The following is a 16390-nucleotide window of genomic DNA, read 5'->3' as shown; positions in this document are numbered from 1 at the left end:
GATTCGTACGCCCGATACCGCGGTACCACCCCGCTTGCACGCTCTCGACGACCGTATCGTCGGAGTGCGCCACTCCAGACGAGCTGTGACGGGCTCACCCGTTCGGTTCTACTGAACACCGTTCCCAAGCACCTGGGTGCTTCGTACCGACGCCGTTCTTCCGAAAGCTCCCCGGTGATGGCCGGATCGACGCCGTTGAATCTGACACCTGTGAATCTGACACCTGCGAATCGTGATGCTACCTGTCGAGCTCGGGCGGCGGTCGTCGGCCCGTGAGCGCGCCGACCAGAAGTAGAACAGCACCCACGATGCAGACGGCGATGCACGCCCAGGCCCAGACGACGGATCCCGTCATCAGGGCGATAACCAGAAAGCCGAAACCGATCGCAGCCGCGCCGAGAGTCAGGACCAACACACCGATTCCTCGCTCACCACTCGACGCGACAACCTGATCCGACGCTGTCCACGATCGACAGCGTCGGAGGTCGGTGGTGCGTCAGTTGCCCTTGGCGTACGACTGGCTGTACCCCGAGGACTGATTGTCCTGGTTGAAATTGTCCTGCCCGTTGTCCACCGGCAGCGCCGAGGAACGGTTCTCGAGTTCTTCGAGCTGCGATTCGAGGTAGGACTTGAGCCGCACGCGGTACTCGCGCTCGAACGTCTTGAGCTGCTCGATTCGACCTTCCAGCACCGAACGCTGCTGGTTGATCGTCGCCATGATCTCGGTGTGCTTGCGCTCGGCGTCGGCCTGCAGTGCGTCGGCCTTCTCCTTGGCCTGACGCAGCTGGGTCTCGGACCGGGTCTGCGCGTCGGACAACAGCGACTCGGACTTCTGGCGAGCCTCGGCCATCATCGACTCGGAACGGGTCCGTGCATCCGACACCAGACGCTCGGCGTTGGTGCGCGCATTGCCGAGCAGCTGCTCGGACTCCGACTTGGCGTCACCGGTGAGACGATCGGCCATCTCCTGAGCGAGGCCGAGAATCTTGGCGGCCTGCATGTTGGAGTCGCCGCTCTGCTGCGGAGCTGCTGCAACGGGCGCGACCGGCGCGGGCTGCTGCACCACGGGCGGTGGCTTGGGGGGATCCACCGGGCGCTGCGGCTCGGCCTTCGGTGCCGCGGACTGAGCCGGTTGCGGGCTCTGCCGCGCAGCGCTCTTGGCGTCCGCAAGCTCCTGATCGAGCTCACCGACCCGCTGGCGTAGGTCGGCGTTCTCTTCGATCAGTCGCGACAACTCTTGCTCGACGAGGTCGAGAAAAGCGTCGACCTCGTCTTCGTTGTAACCGCGCTTACCGATGGGCGGCTTGCTGAACGCGACATTGTGCACATCAGCTGGAGTCAGCGGCATGGAAGGATCCCTTCACGCGTCTTGGGGCGGTAGAGCAAGCATTCAGTTATATGCCATTCCGCGCGAGTGCAGAACAATCAAACTGTAACTGGCGTCCATTCTGTCACACAGGACACGCAGCATGCGCTGGGTCCCGCGTTCTAACATTTCATCTGCGGCCTCAGGCCGCGAGACCACTGGTCACATTCCACGCGATGAAGACCACGAACAGCAGGACCATGATGGACAGGTCCAGTCGCACTCCACCGAGGTTGAGCGGCGGAATTATCTTCCGGAGGAACTTCACCGGCGGGTCGGTGACGGTGAAGATCGCCTCGAGCACGATGACGACCAACCCGGTCGGTTGCCAATCTCTCGCGAAAGTCCTGATGAACTCGACGATGATTCGACCGATGAGAAGGAGCCAAAAAAGAAACAATACGATGTTGATCACCGTGAACACGATCACGGCTATACTCTGCCTGACTTCGCCGGGCTGAGCAAAGCGCGCTGGTCACAGCCCTGAACTACCGCTCCGAACAGCAAATGTCTCACTGCTGGCTGTAGAAACCGGTCTCGGCGATCCGCCTGCGCTCCTGCGGTGAGACGTCGACGTCGGCCGGCGAGAGCAGGAAGACCTTCGTCGCTACCTTGTCGAACGAACCGCGCAGCGCGAAGGCGAGTCCGGCAGCGAAATCGACCAGTCGCTTGGCGTCCGCGTTGCTCATCTCGACCAGGTCCATGATGACCGGAGTGCCGTCGCGGAAGCGCTCACCGATGGTGCGAGCCTCGCTGTAATCACGCGGTCGGAGCGTGGTGATCTTCGAGAGGGGGCCGCCGTCGTCGACGATCGGGCTGCGTCGGGTCTCCGCCCGCACATCCATCCGAGTGTCCATGGCGAGCGCTCCTCTGGTTGCCGCACCTCGCGTGGTCGGTGCCGCGCCACGGCCTCGTCCACCGATCGGTGCCAGCGTGGCCGCCGGACGGGGTGCCTCGTAATCGTCGTAGTCGTCCTCGACCTGCGCGTGCCGCGATCCACCGAAGGACGGCTTCACGAACTCACGCTCGTCGATGTCGTCGTAGCTGTCGCGACCACCACGGGAGCTGCGTCGCGTGTCCGGATCGTCGAGGTAGTCGTCCTCGTAGTCGGCGAGCGGAACCATGCCGAAGTACGCCTTGAACTTGTGCAGGGTGCTCATCGTTCTGCCTTCCGTGGCGGTGTGTCTACTGTCCATCTCCAGGTTCGCAAGTGTCTGTTGTGACTGATGTGATCCATGGACTGTTATTGCGAGGCTATCGGCCGCGCGCCGAGTATTGCGGTACCGACACGCACGCACGTCGATCCGTGGCGCACAGCAGCTTCCAGGTCTCCGGTCATGCCCGCGGACAGCTCGAGCGCTCCGGGATGATCGGCCGACAGTCGACGATGCAGACTCTGGAGGTCGGCGAATGCGGCGTCCGGATCGGCGTCGAGCGGCGGCACCGCCATCAACCCCGCCAACCGCAACCCGGACGCGTCGGCCACCGCGTCGGCGAGCGCGTGCAGTTCGTCGCGTTCGACGCCTCCGCGATGCACGTCCCCGTCGAGACTGACCTGGACGATCACGTCGAGTTCGGTCCGGCGCACACCCTCGTCCAGTGCCGCCGTTGTCGCCTTCGACAGCGCAGTCACCAACCGCGCACTGTCCACGGAATGGATGGAGTGCGCCCACGCGGCGACCGACTTGGCCTTGTTTCGCTGCAGGTGTCCGATCATGTGCCACCGCGGTGGATCGCCGATGAAGTCGTCGGCCGTCTCGGCGACCTTGGGAGACGCGTCCTGCTCCCGCGACTCACCGAAATCGCGGCATCCGAGGTCGTACAGGATCCGTACATCCGACGCAGGGAAGAACTTCGTCACCGGGAGCAGAGCCACATCGGCAGGCGACCGGCCCGCGTCGACACACGCGCGATGCAACCGCTCGCGTACCGACGTCAACGCCGTCTCGATCTCCTGCGCCCTGCCAGTACCCGACGCAGTGCCGCTGAGTTCGCTCATGACAACCTTCTCTGCCCGTTCACCGATCGGCCGATTCGGGCCGATCACCTGGGGATGTGCTGTCCATCCAGACGACGCTGGCAATTCGGCCGGTCGATCCTTCGCGCCGGTGACTGAACAACGTCCGGTCCTCGATGGTGCAGCGCGGATCCTGGGCCACCGCGGACACGCCCGCGGCGAGCAGTTGAGCCCGGATACCGGCGGGAATGTCGAGCCCGGGCGTGTGGCGGACGGTTGTCGTCGCGCTGCCGGGCAGGTGCTTGTCGACGTCCGCTCGCATGGACGCGGGCACCTCGTACTGGCGACCGCTCGCGGCCGGACCCAGAAACGCGCCGATCCGCGCCGGGACCGCACCGAGCTCGACCATGGCGGCCAACACGCGCGGAACGATGCCGATGCGGGCTCCGACCCGTCCGGCATGCACGGCGGCGATCACTCCGGCCTCCTCGTCGGAGAGCAGCACCGGCACGCAGTCGGCAGTCAACACCACCAAACCGAGATCGCGGTGCGTCGTCACCAACGCATCGGTCATCGGTAGCGGCTCGGTCACCGGACCGTCGACCACCGTGACGGTGCGTCCGTGGACCTGCTCCATGAAGACGAGCCGTTCGAGTCCCATGCCCAGCCGATCGCCGAGGCGTCGACGGTTGGCCTCCACCGCAGCGGGGTCGTCACCGACGTGGTCACCGAGGTTGAACGTGTCGAACGGAGGTGCCGAGACGCCACCCGCTCGCGTCGTCGAGACGCGTCGGACCCGAAACGGACCTGGGGATGAGGTGTCACTCACCGCCGCATGAAGGACGGCACATCGACGTCGTCTTCGCCCTCGTCCTCGGCGATGGGCACGCGACGGCCGGAACCGACGGACTCGCGGCCCTGGCCGGCCGAGTCACGGCCGTAACCGGCTGCGGATTCGCGGCTCGACGATTCACGATTGGACGAACTCGACGAGTTCAATGGCGGCAGACTGCTACCGCTCGGAGCGCCGACCGGGTCGCGGAACACCGCACCGTCCGAACTGTCGCTCGACCGCGACGACACCTCGCCCGAGCGAGCCGATCCGATCGGGCCGCGTGTGGAGGCGGCCGCTTCCACCGGACGCCGTGTCGGGGTTCCGCCGTCGAAGCCTGCGGCGATGACGGTCACGCGGACCTCGTCACCGAGCGAGTCGTCGATCACGGTGCCGAAGATGATGTTGGCGTCGATGTGCGCGGCTTCCTGCACCAGCGAGGCAGCCTCGTTGATCTCGAACAGACCCAGGTCGGATCCACCGGCGATCGAGAGCAGCACGCCGCGTGCGCCTTCCATCGAGGCTTCGAGCAGCGGCGAATTGATCGCCGATTCGGCCGCCTTGATGGCTCGACCCTCGCCGCGTGAGGATCCGATGCCCATCAATGCACTGCCCGCACCGGACATCACGCCCTTGACGTCCGCGAAGTCGACGTTGATCAGACCGGGAGTGGTGATCAGGTCGGTGATGCCCTGGACGCCGTTGAGCAGTACCTCGTCGGCGCTGCGGAACGCGTCCATGAGGCTGACTGCGGCGTCACCGAGCTGGAGCAGTCGATCGTTGGGGATGACGATGAGCGTGTCGCAGGACTCACGGAGCTGCTGGATACCCGTGTCGGCCTGGCCACCGCGCCGCTTGCCCTCGAAGGAGAACGGCCGGGTGACGACACCGACGGTCAGCGCACCGAGCTTACGAGCGATGTTGGCGACGACGGGAGCGCCACCGGTACCGGTTCCACCGCCCTCGCCTGCGGTGACGAACACCATGTCGGCACCCTTGAGCACCTCTTCGATCTCGTCCTTGTGGTCGTCCGCTGCGCGGCGGCCCACCTCGGGATCGGCACCGGCGCCGAGTCCGCGGGTCAGTTCTCGACCGACGTCGAGCTTGACGTCTGCGTCACTCATCAGCAAGGCCTGAGCGTCGGTGTTGACCGCGATGAACTCGACTCCCTTGAGTCCCTGTTCGATCATGCGGTTGACCGCGTTCACGCCGCCGCCGCCGATGCCGACGACCTTGATTACGGCGAGGTAGTTGTGCGGGGGCGTCATGGGCTCTCGCCTTCCGTGGATTGTTGCGTGAAATGTGGAAAACCCTCAACCTAAACCACAGGCTTAGAGTTATGTCAAGTACTGAACTGGTCGAAACGCTATTCATCGCCGACGACTATCGCCATTAGGCGCGCCGACGCCGGGCGAGAAAATCCCGTCGACGCGTCGAAACTATTTGGTGGTGGGCAGATCCGGACTCGACACGTCGAAGATCTGGCCGGGCTGGGACAGCAGGGCGATGGCCACCGCGGCCTTGCGTTCGGAGTCGTCCTTGCTGCCCCACACCACGGTGCGCCCGTCGAGCAGCAGGATGGAGATGTCGGACAACGTGCTCGCCCGCAGCTCTCCTGTCTGATCGCGCAGCAGCGGTGGCAACGTATCGAGAACCGCCAGTGCATCTTTCGTCACCGGATCACCGAACACCGGGTTGTCGGTCACCAGACGCACCACCCCGGGCGGTGGCGGCGCGATCGCGAAATCGACCCCGGTCGAATCGAGGAGATGGGTGCCGTCCGGAGAATCGAAGAACGCCACCGGAACCCGCTCCTCCACCGTCACCTGCACAGTGGACGGATACTTCCGTTGCACACGGACCGTGGCCAGCGCCGGAATCGTGGCCACCCGTTGCGCCGCAGCCGCCGTGTCCACCCGAACCAGCGGAAGGCCGACGGGTACGTCGAGCCGATCGAGGATCTCCTGCTCGGACACCGACGATGCTCCCGCGACCGCAATGGTGCGTACGGACAACAGCGGTGTGAAGTACACCAGCGCAGCCGATCCCACCACGACGACCACCAGTGCCAGGGCGATGGCCAAGGCCTTGCGCCGCGACCGCTTCACCCGTTCGCGCTCCTGCTGGCGCGCCAGCGCGCGTGCCTGCTTGTCGGTAACCGTGGCCGACGAATCACCTTCTCCTGCAGCTGTTCCCGACCTCGAAGAACGGACTCGATCGGAGCGACGACTCACGTCGACGGCCGATCCTTCGGTACCCCGCGGCCGGTCGCAGCACCGAAATCGGTCTTCGAGCGAAGCGCATCGAGAATCGGTCCGCCGAGCATGGTCACGTCACCCGCGCCCATCGTGATGACGACATCGCCGGGCAGACTCAGATGGGCGACCTGCTTGGCCACCAACGACAGATCCGGCTGATAGTTCACCGGCTTGGTCACCGAAGCGGCAACCAGTGCCCCCGTCACCCCCGGCAACGGTTCCTCACGTGCGCCGTAGACGTCGAGCACGACGATCTCGTCGGCCAGGGACAGCGCGGCACCGAATTCCTCGGCGAACGTCGCGGTCCGCGAGTACAGATGCGGCTGGAACACCACCACCACCCGTCCCTGCTCGTGACCCGAACGGTCCTGGCCTGCAACGAGAGCCTGCGCGGCCGTCAGCACCGCGCGCACCTCGGTGGGGTGGTGCGCGTAATCGTCGAACACGCGCACGCCGTGCTCACGTCCGGTGAACTGGAAGCGCCGATGCACGCCGCCGAAACCGGTGAGTCCGGCCAGCAGTTCCTCGACTCCGGCACCGACCTGACGCGCCGCGACGAACGCCGCCAGCGCGTTGAGTGCGGTGTGCCGGCCGGGGACGCCGAGCCGTACGGTGCGGGCCGCGTCCTCGCCTGCGATCTGCAACTGCGCGACGCCGCCGATGTCCTCGGGCTCCCATGCCAGCAGTCGAACGGCCATCTCGACGGGACCGGCGTCGACATCCGAGGACCCGTAACCCAACACCTTCACGCCCGGAAGGTCGCGCTCGACCACACGTCGAGCGAGCGCCGCCGAACCCGGGTCGTCCATGCACGCCACGAGTACACCGCCGGGACCGAGGAGCGCAGCGAAGTCGTCGAACACCTGAACGTAGGCCTCGGTGGTGCCGAAGTGGTCCAGATGATCGGCCTCGATATTGGTCACGATGATGACGTCGGCGCTGTACTGAAGCAGCGAGCCGTCGCTCTCGTCCGCCTCGGCCACGAACACGTCGCCGCTGCCGTGGTGGGCGTTGGTGCCGGCCTCGTTGAGCTCTCCCCCGACGGCGAACGACGGATCGAACCCGCAGTGCTGGAGCGCGACCACCAGCATCGAGGTCGTCGACGTCTTTCCGTGCGTTCCCGAGACCAACAACGTGCGGTATCCCTGCATGAGCGAGGACAGCACGGCCGGCCGCAACACCACCGGGATTCCGCGTTCACGCGCTTCGACGAGTTCGGGATTGGTCTTGGGAATCGCGGCGTGGGTCGTCACCACCACGGTGGGTCCGCCCTCGATCATGTCCAGGGCACCGGCGTCGTGACCGATGCGGACCTGGGCACCGCGTGCGCGCAGTGCGAGCACGCCGCGCGATTCCTTGGCATCCGAACCCGACACCTGTCCCCCGCGCGCCAGCAGGATCCGCGCGATGCCGGACATTCCGGCACCGCCGATGCCCACCATGTGTACTCGTTCGAGCTCTGTCGGCAGATTCGACATGGCACCCTCAGTTGTCACGCGGACGTCTCCCTCGTTCTCTTCTCATGCTCGCCGCCGCCGGGCTCAGCGCCGCGCCGCGTGCGCGGTATCGAGCACGATCTGCGCGACGGCAGCCGCTGCGCCCTTGTGCCTGGCACCGGCGGCGGCACGAGACATGGTGGCAATTCGTTCGGTGTCGGCCAGCAGCGAGACCACCGTCTCGCTCACGTACTGCTCGGTCAGTGTCGCATCGGATACCAGGATGCCACCTCCGGCGTCGACCACAGGACGGGCGTTGAGTTCCTGCTCGCCGTTGCCGTGCGGTAGGGGTACGTAGACGGCAGGCAGACCGGTCGCGGACACCTCGGCGACCGTCATGGCACCGGACCGGCAGATCGCCAGGTCCGCAGCCGCATACGCCAAATCCATCCGGTCGATGTACGGCACCGCGACGTACGGCGCGTCCGGATCACGTTGCTCGACGTCGAGCGAGTTCTTCGGACCGTGAGCATGCAGAACCGAAATGCCGGCTGCGGCGAGGGCCGCCGAGGCTCCGGACACCGCGTCGTTGAGCGATCGGGCCCCCTGCGAGCCGCCGAACACCAACAGCACCGGACCGCTGTCGGGCAGGCCGAAGTGGGCGCGAGCCTCCGCGCGGACGGCAGCCCGATCGAGGCCGGTGATGGTGGGACGCACGGGAATTCCGATCACATCGGCGTCGGCAGCACCGCGCGCGGCGATCCCCGAGCCCGCGACCGCGGCGAGCACCCGCTCGGCCGACCGGGCACCGACCTTGTTGGCGATGCCCGCTCGCGCGTTCGCCTCGTGGATGACCACAGGTATTCGGCCGCCACGGCCGAACAATCGACCACGGGCCGCGAGATAGGCCGGCAACGCGACGTAGCCGCCGAATCCGACGAGCACGTCCGCCTCGACGGCCGCGAAGATCTCGCGGGTGCGTCGCACCGAGCGCACGACGCGAAGCGGCAACTTGAGCAGGTCGACGGTGGGTTTGCGGGGCAGCGGAACGGGCGGGATGAGTTCGAGTGCGTACCCGCGAGCCGGAACGAGAGTCGTCTCCAGACCACGGCTGCTACCGAGAGCGGTGACGGTGACGGTGGGGTCGAGGACACGCAAGGCGTCGGCCACAGCGAGCGCGGGCTCGATGTGCCCGGCCGTTCCGCCCCCGGCGACCACGACGGAAATCGGTCGAGATGTCTGGTTCACCGTCGATATCCTCGCTCACCCGAGCGGACAGGCGGGCGGCCGGGTTGTGGTTCCGGCCGCGGACGGTATGCCGAACGCGATCCCGCGGCGGGTTCTCGCCGGACGGGCTCGCTCCGACGGGGGTTGCCGCGGGGCGACTCGCCCCGATATGCGGTCGATCTGGGCGACATCGTGTCGGTCCGTGAACTGGAGACCCGCGTGCGAGCACGTCCGGGCTCGGCTGCTCTCGCTGCACGCCCGTCCTTGCCCTGGCCCTTACGGGCCTCGATGCGCTTGCGATCCTGCGCCGCCAGCGTGGGGCGGGTGGACTTCGACCGCGCCATCGCGGCTCGCTTGGGCGAGAACACGGCGGGCAGCGGCAGCTTCAGAGCTCGCGCGATACGGCCCTCCTGCCCCGCGTGCAGGGCTGCGATCGCCTCCGGTTCGTGTCGGGCGGCGCTCGCGATGATGCCGAACATCAGCAGCGTGATCGCGGTCGAGGTACCACCGTAGGACACCAGCGGCAGCTGCAGGCCGGTCACAGGAAGCAGCCCGACGACGTAGCCGATGTTGATCATGGCCTGACCGAACACCCAGCACGTGGCACCTGCGGTCAGCAGACGCAGGAACGGATCCACCGAACGCATGGCGATGCGCAGGCCGGTGTAAACGAAGAGGCCGAACAAACCGATGACCGCCAGGCAGCCGATCATCCCGAGTTCCTCGCCGATGATGGCGAAGATGAAGTCGTTGTGCGCGTTGGGGAGGTAACTCCACTTCGCGCGGCTCTGTCCGAGCCCGCGACCGAACAGTCCGCCGTCGGCCAGCGAGTATTTCGCCTGGGTGGACTGATACGACAGGCCCTGGGTGTCCTCACCCGGATTCAGCCATGCCTTGACGCGATTGGAGCGGTAACCGGCGGTGAACGCGAGCACGGTTGCCAGCGCCAGACCGGTCATCAGCACCGCACCGAACAGCCGAGCGTTGAGGCCTGCGAACCACAGCAGAGCCACCAGGATGATGCCGAGGGCGATGGCGGTACTGAGGTTCGGCTGCAGCACGACGAGCAGACACATCAGCAGTCCCGCGGGCAGCAGCGGCACCAGCAGTGACTTGATGTTGCCGTGTTCGCTGCGGCGCGAGGCCAACAGGTGGGCACCCCACAGAACCAGTGCCACCTTGGCGAGCTCGGACGGCTGGAAGGACACGACGCCGAAGTCGAACCAACGGCGTGCACCCTGGCGTTCGGCACCGATACCGGGAATGAGCACCAGCATCAGCATGGTGATCGAGACCAGGAACAGTGGAAACGACAGCTTTCTGAGGTACCGAACCGGCAGCCGGAGAGCGACGTAGAACGCGACGACTCCCAGCGCGACACCGATCAGCTGCTGGGTGAAGAGGGCGTACCCGGACTCGTCTGCTGCGAAGGATTCGGCGGACGACGCCGACAGGACCATGACCAGGCCCAGCACCGTGAGCAGCACTGCGATCGTGACGATGAGGTGGAAGGACGCGAGCGGCCTGCCGAACCACAGGCCGATTCGGGTACGTGGAGCGGCGGCGCGTCGACCCGGACGAGGCGGTTGGCCTGCGGCGGTCACGATCGCGGCGATCCGATGTCGGTGGCTTCGAGGAGCTGGACCGACTCGGCGAAGCTACGGCCGCGGTGGCCGTAGTCGGCGAACATGTCCAGTGACGCGGCAGCCGGGGCCAGCAGGACCGTGTCCCCCGGAGCAGCGAGTTCGGCCGCGTGGGCCACGACCGCCCGCATTACCGCATCAGCATCTTCAGCACCATGAGTCACACCAGCATCGTCTCCCGAAGGGAGCCTGACGACCGGAACATCGGGCGCGTGTCGCGCCAAAGCATCTGCGATCTGCATCCCATCGCGTCCGAGAACGACCGCAGCCACGAGCCGATCGGCGATCTCGATCACCAGATCGTCGATCACCGCTCCCTTCAACAGCCCACCCGCGATCCACACGACGCGATCGTGCGCCGAGATGGAGGAGCGAGCGGCATGCGGGTTCGTCGCCTTCGAATCGTCGATGAACGTGACCCCACCCAGCTCGCGCACCACCGCTGCACGATGCGGTCCCACTCGATAGGTCTGCAGCCCCAGCCGAACAGCGCCTGCCTCAACCCCGATCGACCGTGCGAGCGCGCCTGCCGCGAGCGCATCGAGGACACCGGACGGACCGCTCGGCTCCACGTCGTCCGCAGCGAGAAGATCGACGTTCTCACCGAACGCGTTGTCGACGAGCACCCCGTCACGCACACCCAGCTCACCCGAGGCCGGCTCACCCAACCGGAAACCGACGACGGTCAACTCGGCAGACCCGGCCGACAGCCCCGCCGCCCGGGAGTCGTCCAGACCGACCACCGCGACGTCGCCGTTCAACGCACGAGCCTTGGCCTGAACGTAACCGTCCATACCGCCGTGCCAATCCAGATGATCCTCGGCGATGTTGAGCACCACCCCCGCAGCCGGACGCACCGAGGGAGCCCAGAACAGCTGGAACGACGACAACTCCACCGCGAGCACACTCGGATGCGGGGAACCGCGCAACGCGTCGGCGATGGGGAGTCCGATGTTGCCGCAGGCAACCGACTCGATGCCTGCGGCGTCGAGTATCGAGGCCAGCATCGAGGTGGTGGTCGTCTTTCCGTTGGTGCCGGTCACCACCAGCCACCGAGTTCGGGGTCCGTACAGCTCGACCCGGTCCACGTGCCAGGACAACTCGACATCGCCCCATACCGGAATGCCCAGCTTCGCGGCCGCCGCCAACACCGGAGAGTCGGGTCGAAACCCCGGACTGGTGACGACGAGCGAGAACGCCGCGAGCGCCGCGGGATCGGCGAGCAGGTCGTCCTGCAGCACCACCGCAGCACCGGAGTTCGACGCCTCGTCCAGCGCGGCGCGATTCGAGTCGGTGACCGTGACGACGGCACCGAGATCGAGCAGTGGTCGCACGACGGCGAGTCCTGAGATGCGGGCTCCGGTCACCAGCACCGAACTGCCGCGCAACCAGGTCAGATCGGTCCGAGAGTCGGGCACAGATTCGTCCATGCCCTATCCGCCGACAGCAGCGAGATACTCGCTGTAGAACAGAGCGAGTCCGACGGCCGACGCGATGGCGGCCAACAACCAGAATCGGATGATCACCGTCGTCTCGGCCCATCCGGCCAACTCGAAGTGATGGTGGAACGGTGCCATGCGGAACACTCGTCGGCGACTGGATCGGAACACCGCGACCTGGATGACGACCGATGCGGCCTCGGCGACGAACAGTGCACCGATGACCACCATGATCAGCTCGGTCTTGGTCACCACCGACAGGCCCGCGATCAGACCGCCGAGGGCAAGGGATCCGGTGTCGCCCATGAAGATCTTGGCCGGCGCGGCGTTCCACCACAGGAAGCCGATGCAGGCACCGGCGGCCGAGGCGCAGACCAAGGCCAGGTCGAGGGGATCTCGAACGTCGTAACAGCCGGGGGCAGGCCCGGCGGGTCCTGCGCACGCCTGGCGGTACTGCCAGAACGTGATGACGGTGTAGGCGCCGAGTACCAACGTCATCGATCCGGCGGCGAGGCCGTCGAGTCCGTCGGTGAGGTTGACCGAGTTGGACCACGCGATCACGAGCAGGCAGACGAAGAACACGAAGACCACCGCGGACATCGACCAGGTGGCGATGTCGCGCACGTACGACAGTTGAGTGCTGCCGGGAGTGAGCCCGCTATCGCTCCGGAACTGCAACACCAGAATCGCGAACAGCACGGCCGCCGTTATCTGACCGACGTACTTGCCGGTGGCGTTCAGGCCCAGGTTGCGCTGTTTGCGGATCTTGATGAAGTCGTCGAGAAAGCCGACCAGACCGAGCACTGTGGTCAGGCCGAGAACGAGCAGGGCCGACGCCGACGGACCGTCCGCGTCGTAGCCGATGCCGATCAGGTGCGAGCCCCAGTAGCCGGCCCAGATGCCGACCAGAATTGCGACGCCGCCCATTGTCGGTGTGCCCCGCTTGGACTGGTGACTCGCCGGGCCCTCCACTCGAATCTCCTGGCCGAAGCCCTGTTTCGAGAAGGTCTTGATCAGCACCGGGGTCAGCAGGATCGCGACCGCGAGTGCGATACCTCCGGCGAACAGGATCTGCCTCACTGCTCACCCTCCGCAGTGGTGCTCGGCGCGTCGGCCAGCAGGGCGTCCGCGACTGTCCACATCGCCCCGGACTGAGAGGCCTTCACCAGCACGATGTCGCCGGGACGCACCTCCTCGTGCAGTACGTCGATCGCCGTTTCACGGTCGGGCACCAACATCGATTCCTCGCCCCACGAACCCTCCATGACCGCACCCTGGTGCAATGCGCGAGTAGGACGGCCGGAATCGACGATGATCAGGCGATCGACGTCGAGGCGGACGGCGAGGCGGCCGATCGCGTCGTGCTCGACCACCGAGTCCGAACCCAGCTCGCCCATCTCCCCCAGCACCGCCCAGCTGCGGCGTTTGGGTCCGTCGTCGCGACGCGACATCGACACCAGTGCTTTGAGTGCGGCGCGCATCGAATCGGGGTTGGCGTTGTACGAATCGTTGACGACGGTGACGCCGTCGGCGCGGGTGCGGACGTCCATTCGCCTGATCGACGTCGGTGCGGCAGCCCCGAGCGCCTCGGCGACCTGCGTCAGCGTCGCGCCGCACTCGAGTGCGACAGCGGCGGCTGCGAGAGCGTTGCCGACCTGATGCTCGCCGTGCACCGCCAGGGTGATCGGTACCGAACCCGCTGCGCAGTCGAGCGTGAACGACGCTCTGGCGTCGGTATCGACCTGCACGTCGAGTGCTCTGATGTCCGCCTCCGCGTTGCGCCCCACTGTGACGACGGATGCCGTTGTGCGAGTTGCCATTTCGGCGACGAGCCGATCGTCGATGTTCAGGATCGCCACTCCCCCGTCGGCAGCACTCGGCAGAGCCTCGACCAGTTCGCCCTTCGCCAGTGCGATGGCCGCGCGCGACCCGAACTCGCCCAGGTGCGCGGTTCCGACGTTGAGGACCACCCCGATCCGGGGCGGTGCGAGCGTGGCCAGTTCGGCGATGTGGCCGATTCCTCGGGCGGACAACTCCAGACAGAGAAAGTCGGTCTCGGCATCGGCTCGCAGCGCCGTCCAGGGATGTCCCAGTTCGTTGTTGAACGATCCGGGCGGTGCCACCACCGAACCGAGGGGTTCGAGTACGGCAGAGATCAGATCCTTGGTCGAGGTCTTCCCGGAGGATCCCGTCACGCCGACGACGGTCAGACCGTGCTCGGCCGTCAACTCGCGCACCGATGCGCGGGCCAGAGCGCCGAGAGCGGTCAACACTGCCGCACCGGAGCCGTCCGGGTCGTTCTCGAGTGCCATCGCGCGACTGTCGTGCGGAACGGGACGCACGACCACGGCCGGTACGCCCACCGGACGCGCAGCCAGCACCAGTGCCGCACCCGCGGCAACCGCGTCGGCGGCATGGTCGTGGCCGTCCACCTTCGCTCCGGGAAGGGCGAGGAAGATACTGCCGGCAGTGACCTTGCGGGAGTCGAACTCCACCGGCCCCGACACCACGACCGTCGGATCCGGCACGTCGTGCACCGTGCCTCCGACGATCTCGGCGATTCGGTCGATCGAGAGCGGGATCACCGTACGCCCGCGCTCGTGCCGACCCGGCGCGCATCGATGGCCGAGGCGAGTATCACTCGGTCGTCGAACGGATACTTCACGCCCGCTACCTCTTGGCCGGTTTCGTGCCCTTTACCTGCGATCAACACAACATCCCCTTCGCGTGCCCACGCCACGGCCTGTTCGATCGCCGCTGCGCGGCCTGCCACGTTCCGTACTTCACCGCGGGCCTCGTCCGGCACCGATAGCGCGCCGTCCTCGACGGCCGCCCTGATGGAGGCCGGATCCTCGCTGCGCGGGTTGTCGTCGGTCACCACCAACAGCTCGGCACCGCGCGCTCCGGCGGCACCCATCAGGGGACGCTTCGCGGTATCGCGGTCGCCGCCTGCTCCGAGAACAACCGCGATCCGTCCACGCGAGGATTCGCGCAACGTTGCCAGCACGGCCTCGACGGCCGCAGGTTTGTGTGCGTAGTCGACCACTGCCAGGAAGTTCTGCCCGCGATCGATCCGCTGCACGCGACCCGGCACGTCGACCGTCGCGACCCCGGTCACGGCGCTGCGCACATCGGCCCCGGCCGCTGCGCAGGTCGCCAACGCCAGGACGGTGTTCGCGACGTTGTAGCGCCCCGGCAACCGGACCGAGACCGGCAGCGACGCACCCTGCGGATCGGCGACGGTGAACGACTGCGTTCCGTCGTCGTGCTTGGCCCAGTCCGAGACCGTCCACTGCGAATCGGCACCGGTCGACGCGGTCACCACGGTCGACCCGGCCGACCGAGCGATGTCCGCCATCCGCACGCCCCACGCGTCGTCGACACAGACGACGGCGGTCTCGGCACGAACCGCCGAGTCGGCCGCGAACAGGCGACTCTTGGCCGCGAAGTAGTCCTCGAGAGAATCGTGGAAATCGAGGTGATCCTGCGAAAGATTGGTGAACGCACCGATCGCGAAGCGAGTGCCGTCGACCCGGCCCAGGGACAACGCGTGCGAGGACACCTCCATCACCACCGTGTCGACGCCCTCCTCGACCATCACGGCGAACAGGGCATGCAGCTGCGGAGCCTCGGGCGTGGTGAGCGCGCTCGGCACGTGCCGGCCCAGCACACGTGTCTCGATGGTGCCGATCAGCCCGCACCGACGACCGGCTGCGGTCAGGCCTGCTTCGAGCAGATAGGACGTCGTCGTCTTCCCGGACGTACCGGTGATACCGATGACGGTCATCTTCGACGACGGGTTGCCGTACACCAGAGCGGAGACCGCCCCCAACACCTGGCGCGGACGGTCGTGCACGAGCACCGGAACCTGTCGATCGGTACCTGCCAGAGCACCCCGCACGATCTCGAGTCCGGCCGGGTCGGTGAACACCGCCACCGCACCACGCTCGACCGCGTCGGCGACGAACTCTGCACCGTGTCGCGACGATCCGGGCAGTGCCGCGAAGAGATCGCCGGGAACAACGGACTGTGCGCGCAGATCGATACCGGTCACGCTCACACCGGCGGGGTCGCCCTCGTCGATCGTTGCACCGACCGCAGACGCCACCTCCCGGACTTCGGTGTGCGGTGGATGCGCCGGACGTGAACCCGGAGCCGGTTGTGAATCCGATGACACAGTCACTCCTGCTCCCTTCCTCTCTACTGCCGGCCGCGCGCCTGCCGCGGCTCGA

Annotated in this window: 15 protein-coding genes; all 15 read right to left on the bottom strand. The window is 66.7% G+C overall.

Going from position 1 to position 16390, the window contains the following annotated elements; all coding sequences use genetic code 11:
* Positions 1–238: 238 nt before the first annotated feature.
* Positions 239–415, bottom strand: a complete 177-nt coding sequence (locus NY08_RS26210; RefSeq protein WP_045194919.1) for a hypothetical protein — start codon at positions 413–415, stop codon at positions 239–241.
* 81 nt (positions 416–496) lie between these two features.
* A complete protein-coding gene (gene wag31 / locus NY08_RS03445) occupies positions 497–1348 on the bottom strand; it encodes a DivIVA-like cell division protein Wag31 (RefSeq protein ID WP_045194917.1) in 852 nt (283 codons plus the stop codon).
* A 160-nt stretch (positions 1349–1508) separates the two neighbouring features.
* Positions 1509–1796 carry a YggT family protein gene (locus tag NY08_RS03440; protein WP_032394379.1) on the bottom strand — a complete coding sequence of 96 codons (288 nt, stop codon included), beginning with the start codon at positions 1794–1796 and terminating at the stop codon, positions 1509–1511.
* A gap of 82 nt (positions 1797–1878) precedes the next feature.
* Positions 1879–2526 carry a cell division protein SepF gene (locus NY08_RS03435; protein ID WP_032394380.1) on the bottom strand — a complete coding sequence of 216 codons (648 nt, stop codon included), beginning with the start codon at positions 2524–2526 and terminating at the stop codon, positions 1879–1881.
* A gap of 83 nt (positions 2527–2609) precedes the next feature.
* On the bottom strand, positions 2610–3365 hold the full coding sequence (locus tag NY08_RS03430; RefSeq protein ID WP_045199651.1) for a YggS family pyridoxal phosphate-dependent enzyme: 756 nt from the start codon (positions 3363–3365) through the stop codon (positions 2610–2612).
* Between the two features lie 19 nt (positions 3366–3384).
* On the bottom strand, positions 3385–4152 hold the full coding sequence (gene pgeF, locus NY08_RS03425) for a peptidoglycan editing factor PgeF (protein ID WP_032394381.1): 768 nt from the start codon (positions 4150–4152) through the stop codon (positions 3385–3387).
* The gene (gene ftsZ / locus NY08_RS03420; RefSeq protein ID WP_045194914.1) at positions 4149–5423 is read right to left on the bottom strand and encodes a cell division protein FtsZ; all 1275 of its coding nucleotides are present in this window, start codon (positions 5421–5423) and stop codon (positions 4149–4151) included. The genes pgeF and ftsZ overlap by 4 nt, the downstream gene beginning before the upstream one ends.
* A gap of 171 nt (positions 5424–5594) precedes the next feature.
* On the bottom strand, positions 5595–6389 hold the full coding sequence (locus NY08_RS03415; protein WP_082073680.1) for a cell division protein FtsQ/DivIB: 795 nt from the start codon (positions 6387–6389) through the stop codon (positions 5595–5597).
* The gene (murC, locus tag NY08_RS03410) at positions 6386–7891 is read right to left on the bottom strand and encodes a UDP-N-acetylmuramate--L-alanine ligase (protein WP_045194912.1); all 1506 of its coding nucleotides are present in this window, start codon (positions 7889–7891) and stop codon (positions 6386–6388) included. Before murC ends, NY08_RS03415 begins: the two co-directional genes overlap by 4 nt.
* A gap of 63 nt (positions 7892–7954) precedes the next feature.
* On the bottom strand, positions 7955–9097 hold the full coding sequence (murG, locus tag NY08_RS03405) for an undecaprenyldiphospho-muramoylpentapeptide beta-N-acetylglucosaminyltransferase (protein WP_200893163.1): 1143 nt from the start codon (positions 9095–9097) through the stop codon (positions 7955–7957).
* Positions 9094–10680: a putative lipid II flippase FtsW gene (ftsW, locus tag NY08_RS03400; protein ID WP_045194910.1), complete on the bottom strand. Its 1587-nt coding sequence runs from the start codon at positions 10678–10680 to the stop codon at positions 9094–9096. The genes murG and ftsW overlap by 4 nt, the downstream gene beginning before the upstream one ends.
* On the bottom strand, positions 10677–12149 hold the full coding sequence (gene murD / locus NY08_RS03395; RefSeq protein WP_045194908.1) for a UDP-N-acetylmuramoyl-L-alanine--D-glutamate ligase: 1473 nt from the start codon (positions 12147–12149) through the stop codon (positions 10677–10679). Before murD ends, ftsW begins: the two co-directional genes overlap by 4 nt.
* A 3-nt stretch (positions 12150–12152) precedes the next feature.
* Positions 12153–13238: a phospho-N-acetylmuramoyl-pentapeptide-transferase gene (mraY, locus tag NY08_RS03390; protein ID WP_045194906.1), complete on the bottom strand. Its 1086-nt coding sequence runs from the start codon at positions 13236–13238 to the stop codon at positions 12153–12155.
* Positions 13235–14743 carry a UDP-N-acetylmuramoyl-tripeptide--D-alanyl-D-alanine ligase gene (locus NY08_RS03385; protein WP_045194904.1) on the bottom strand — a complete coding sequence of 503 codons (1509 nt, stop codon included), beginning with the start codon at positions 14741–14743 and terminating at the stop codon, positions 13235–13237. The genes mraY and NY08_RS03385 overlap by 4 nt, the downstream gene beginning before the upstream one ends.
* Positions 14740–16341 (bottom strand): UDP-N-acetylmuramoyl-L-alanyl-D-glutamate--2,6-diaminopimelate ligase, encoded by a 1602-nt coding sequence (locus NY08_RS03380; protein ID WP_045194903.1) that lies wholly within the window; start codon positions 16339–16341, stop codon positions 14740–14742. Before NY08_RS03380 ends, NY08_RS03385 begins: the two co-directional genes overlap by 4 nt.
* Between the last annotated feature and the right edge of the window lie 49 nt (positions 16342–16390).

The sequence above is a fragment of the Rhodococcus sp. B7740 genome (assembly GCF_000954115.1).
Taxonomy (GTDB): Bacteria; Actinomycetota; Actinomycetes; order Mycobacteriales; family Mycobacteriaceae; genus Rhodococcoides.
The sequence above is the reverse complement of the archived record's forward strand: the minus strand, read 5'-3'. Positions and strand labels throughout refer to the sequence as shown.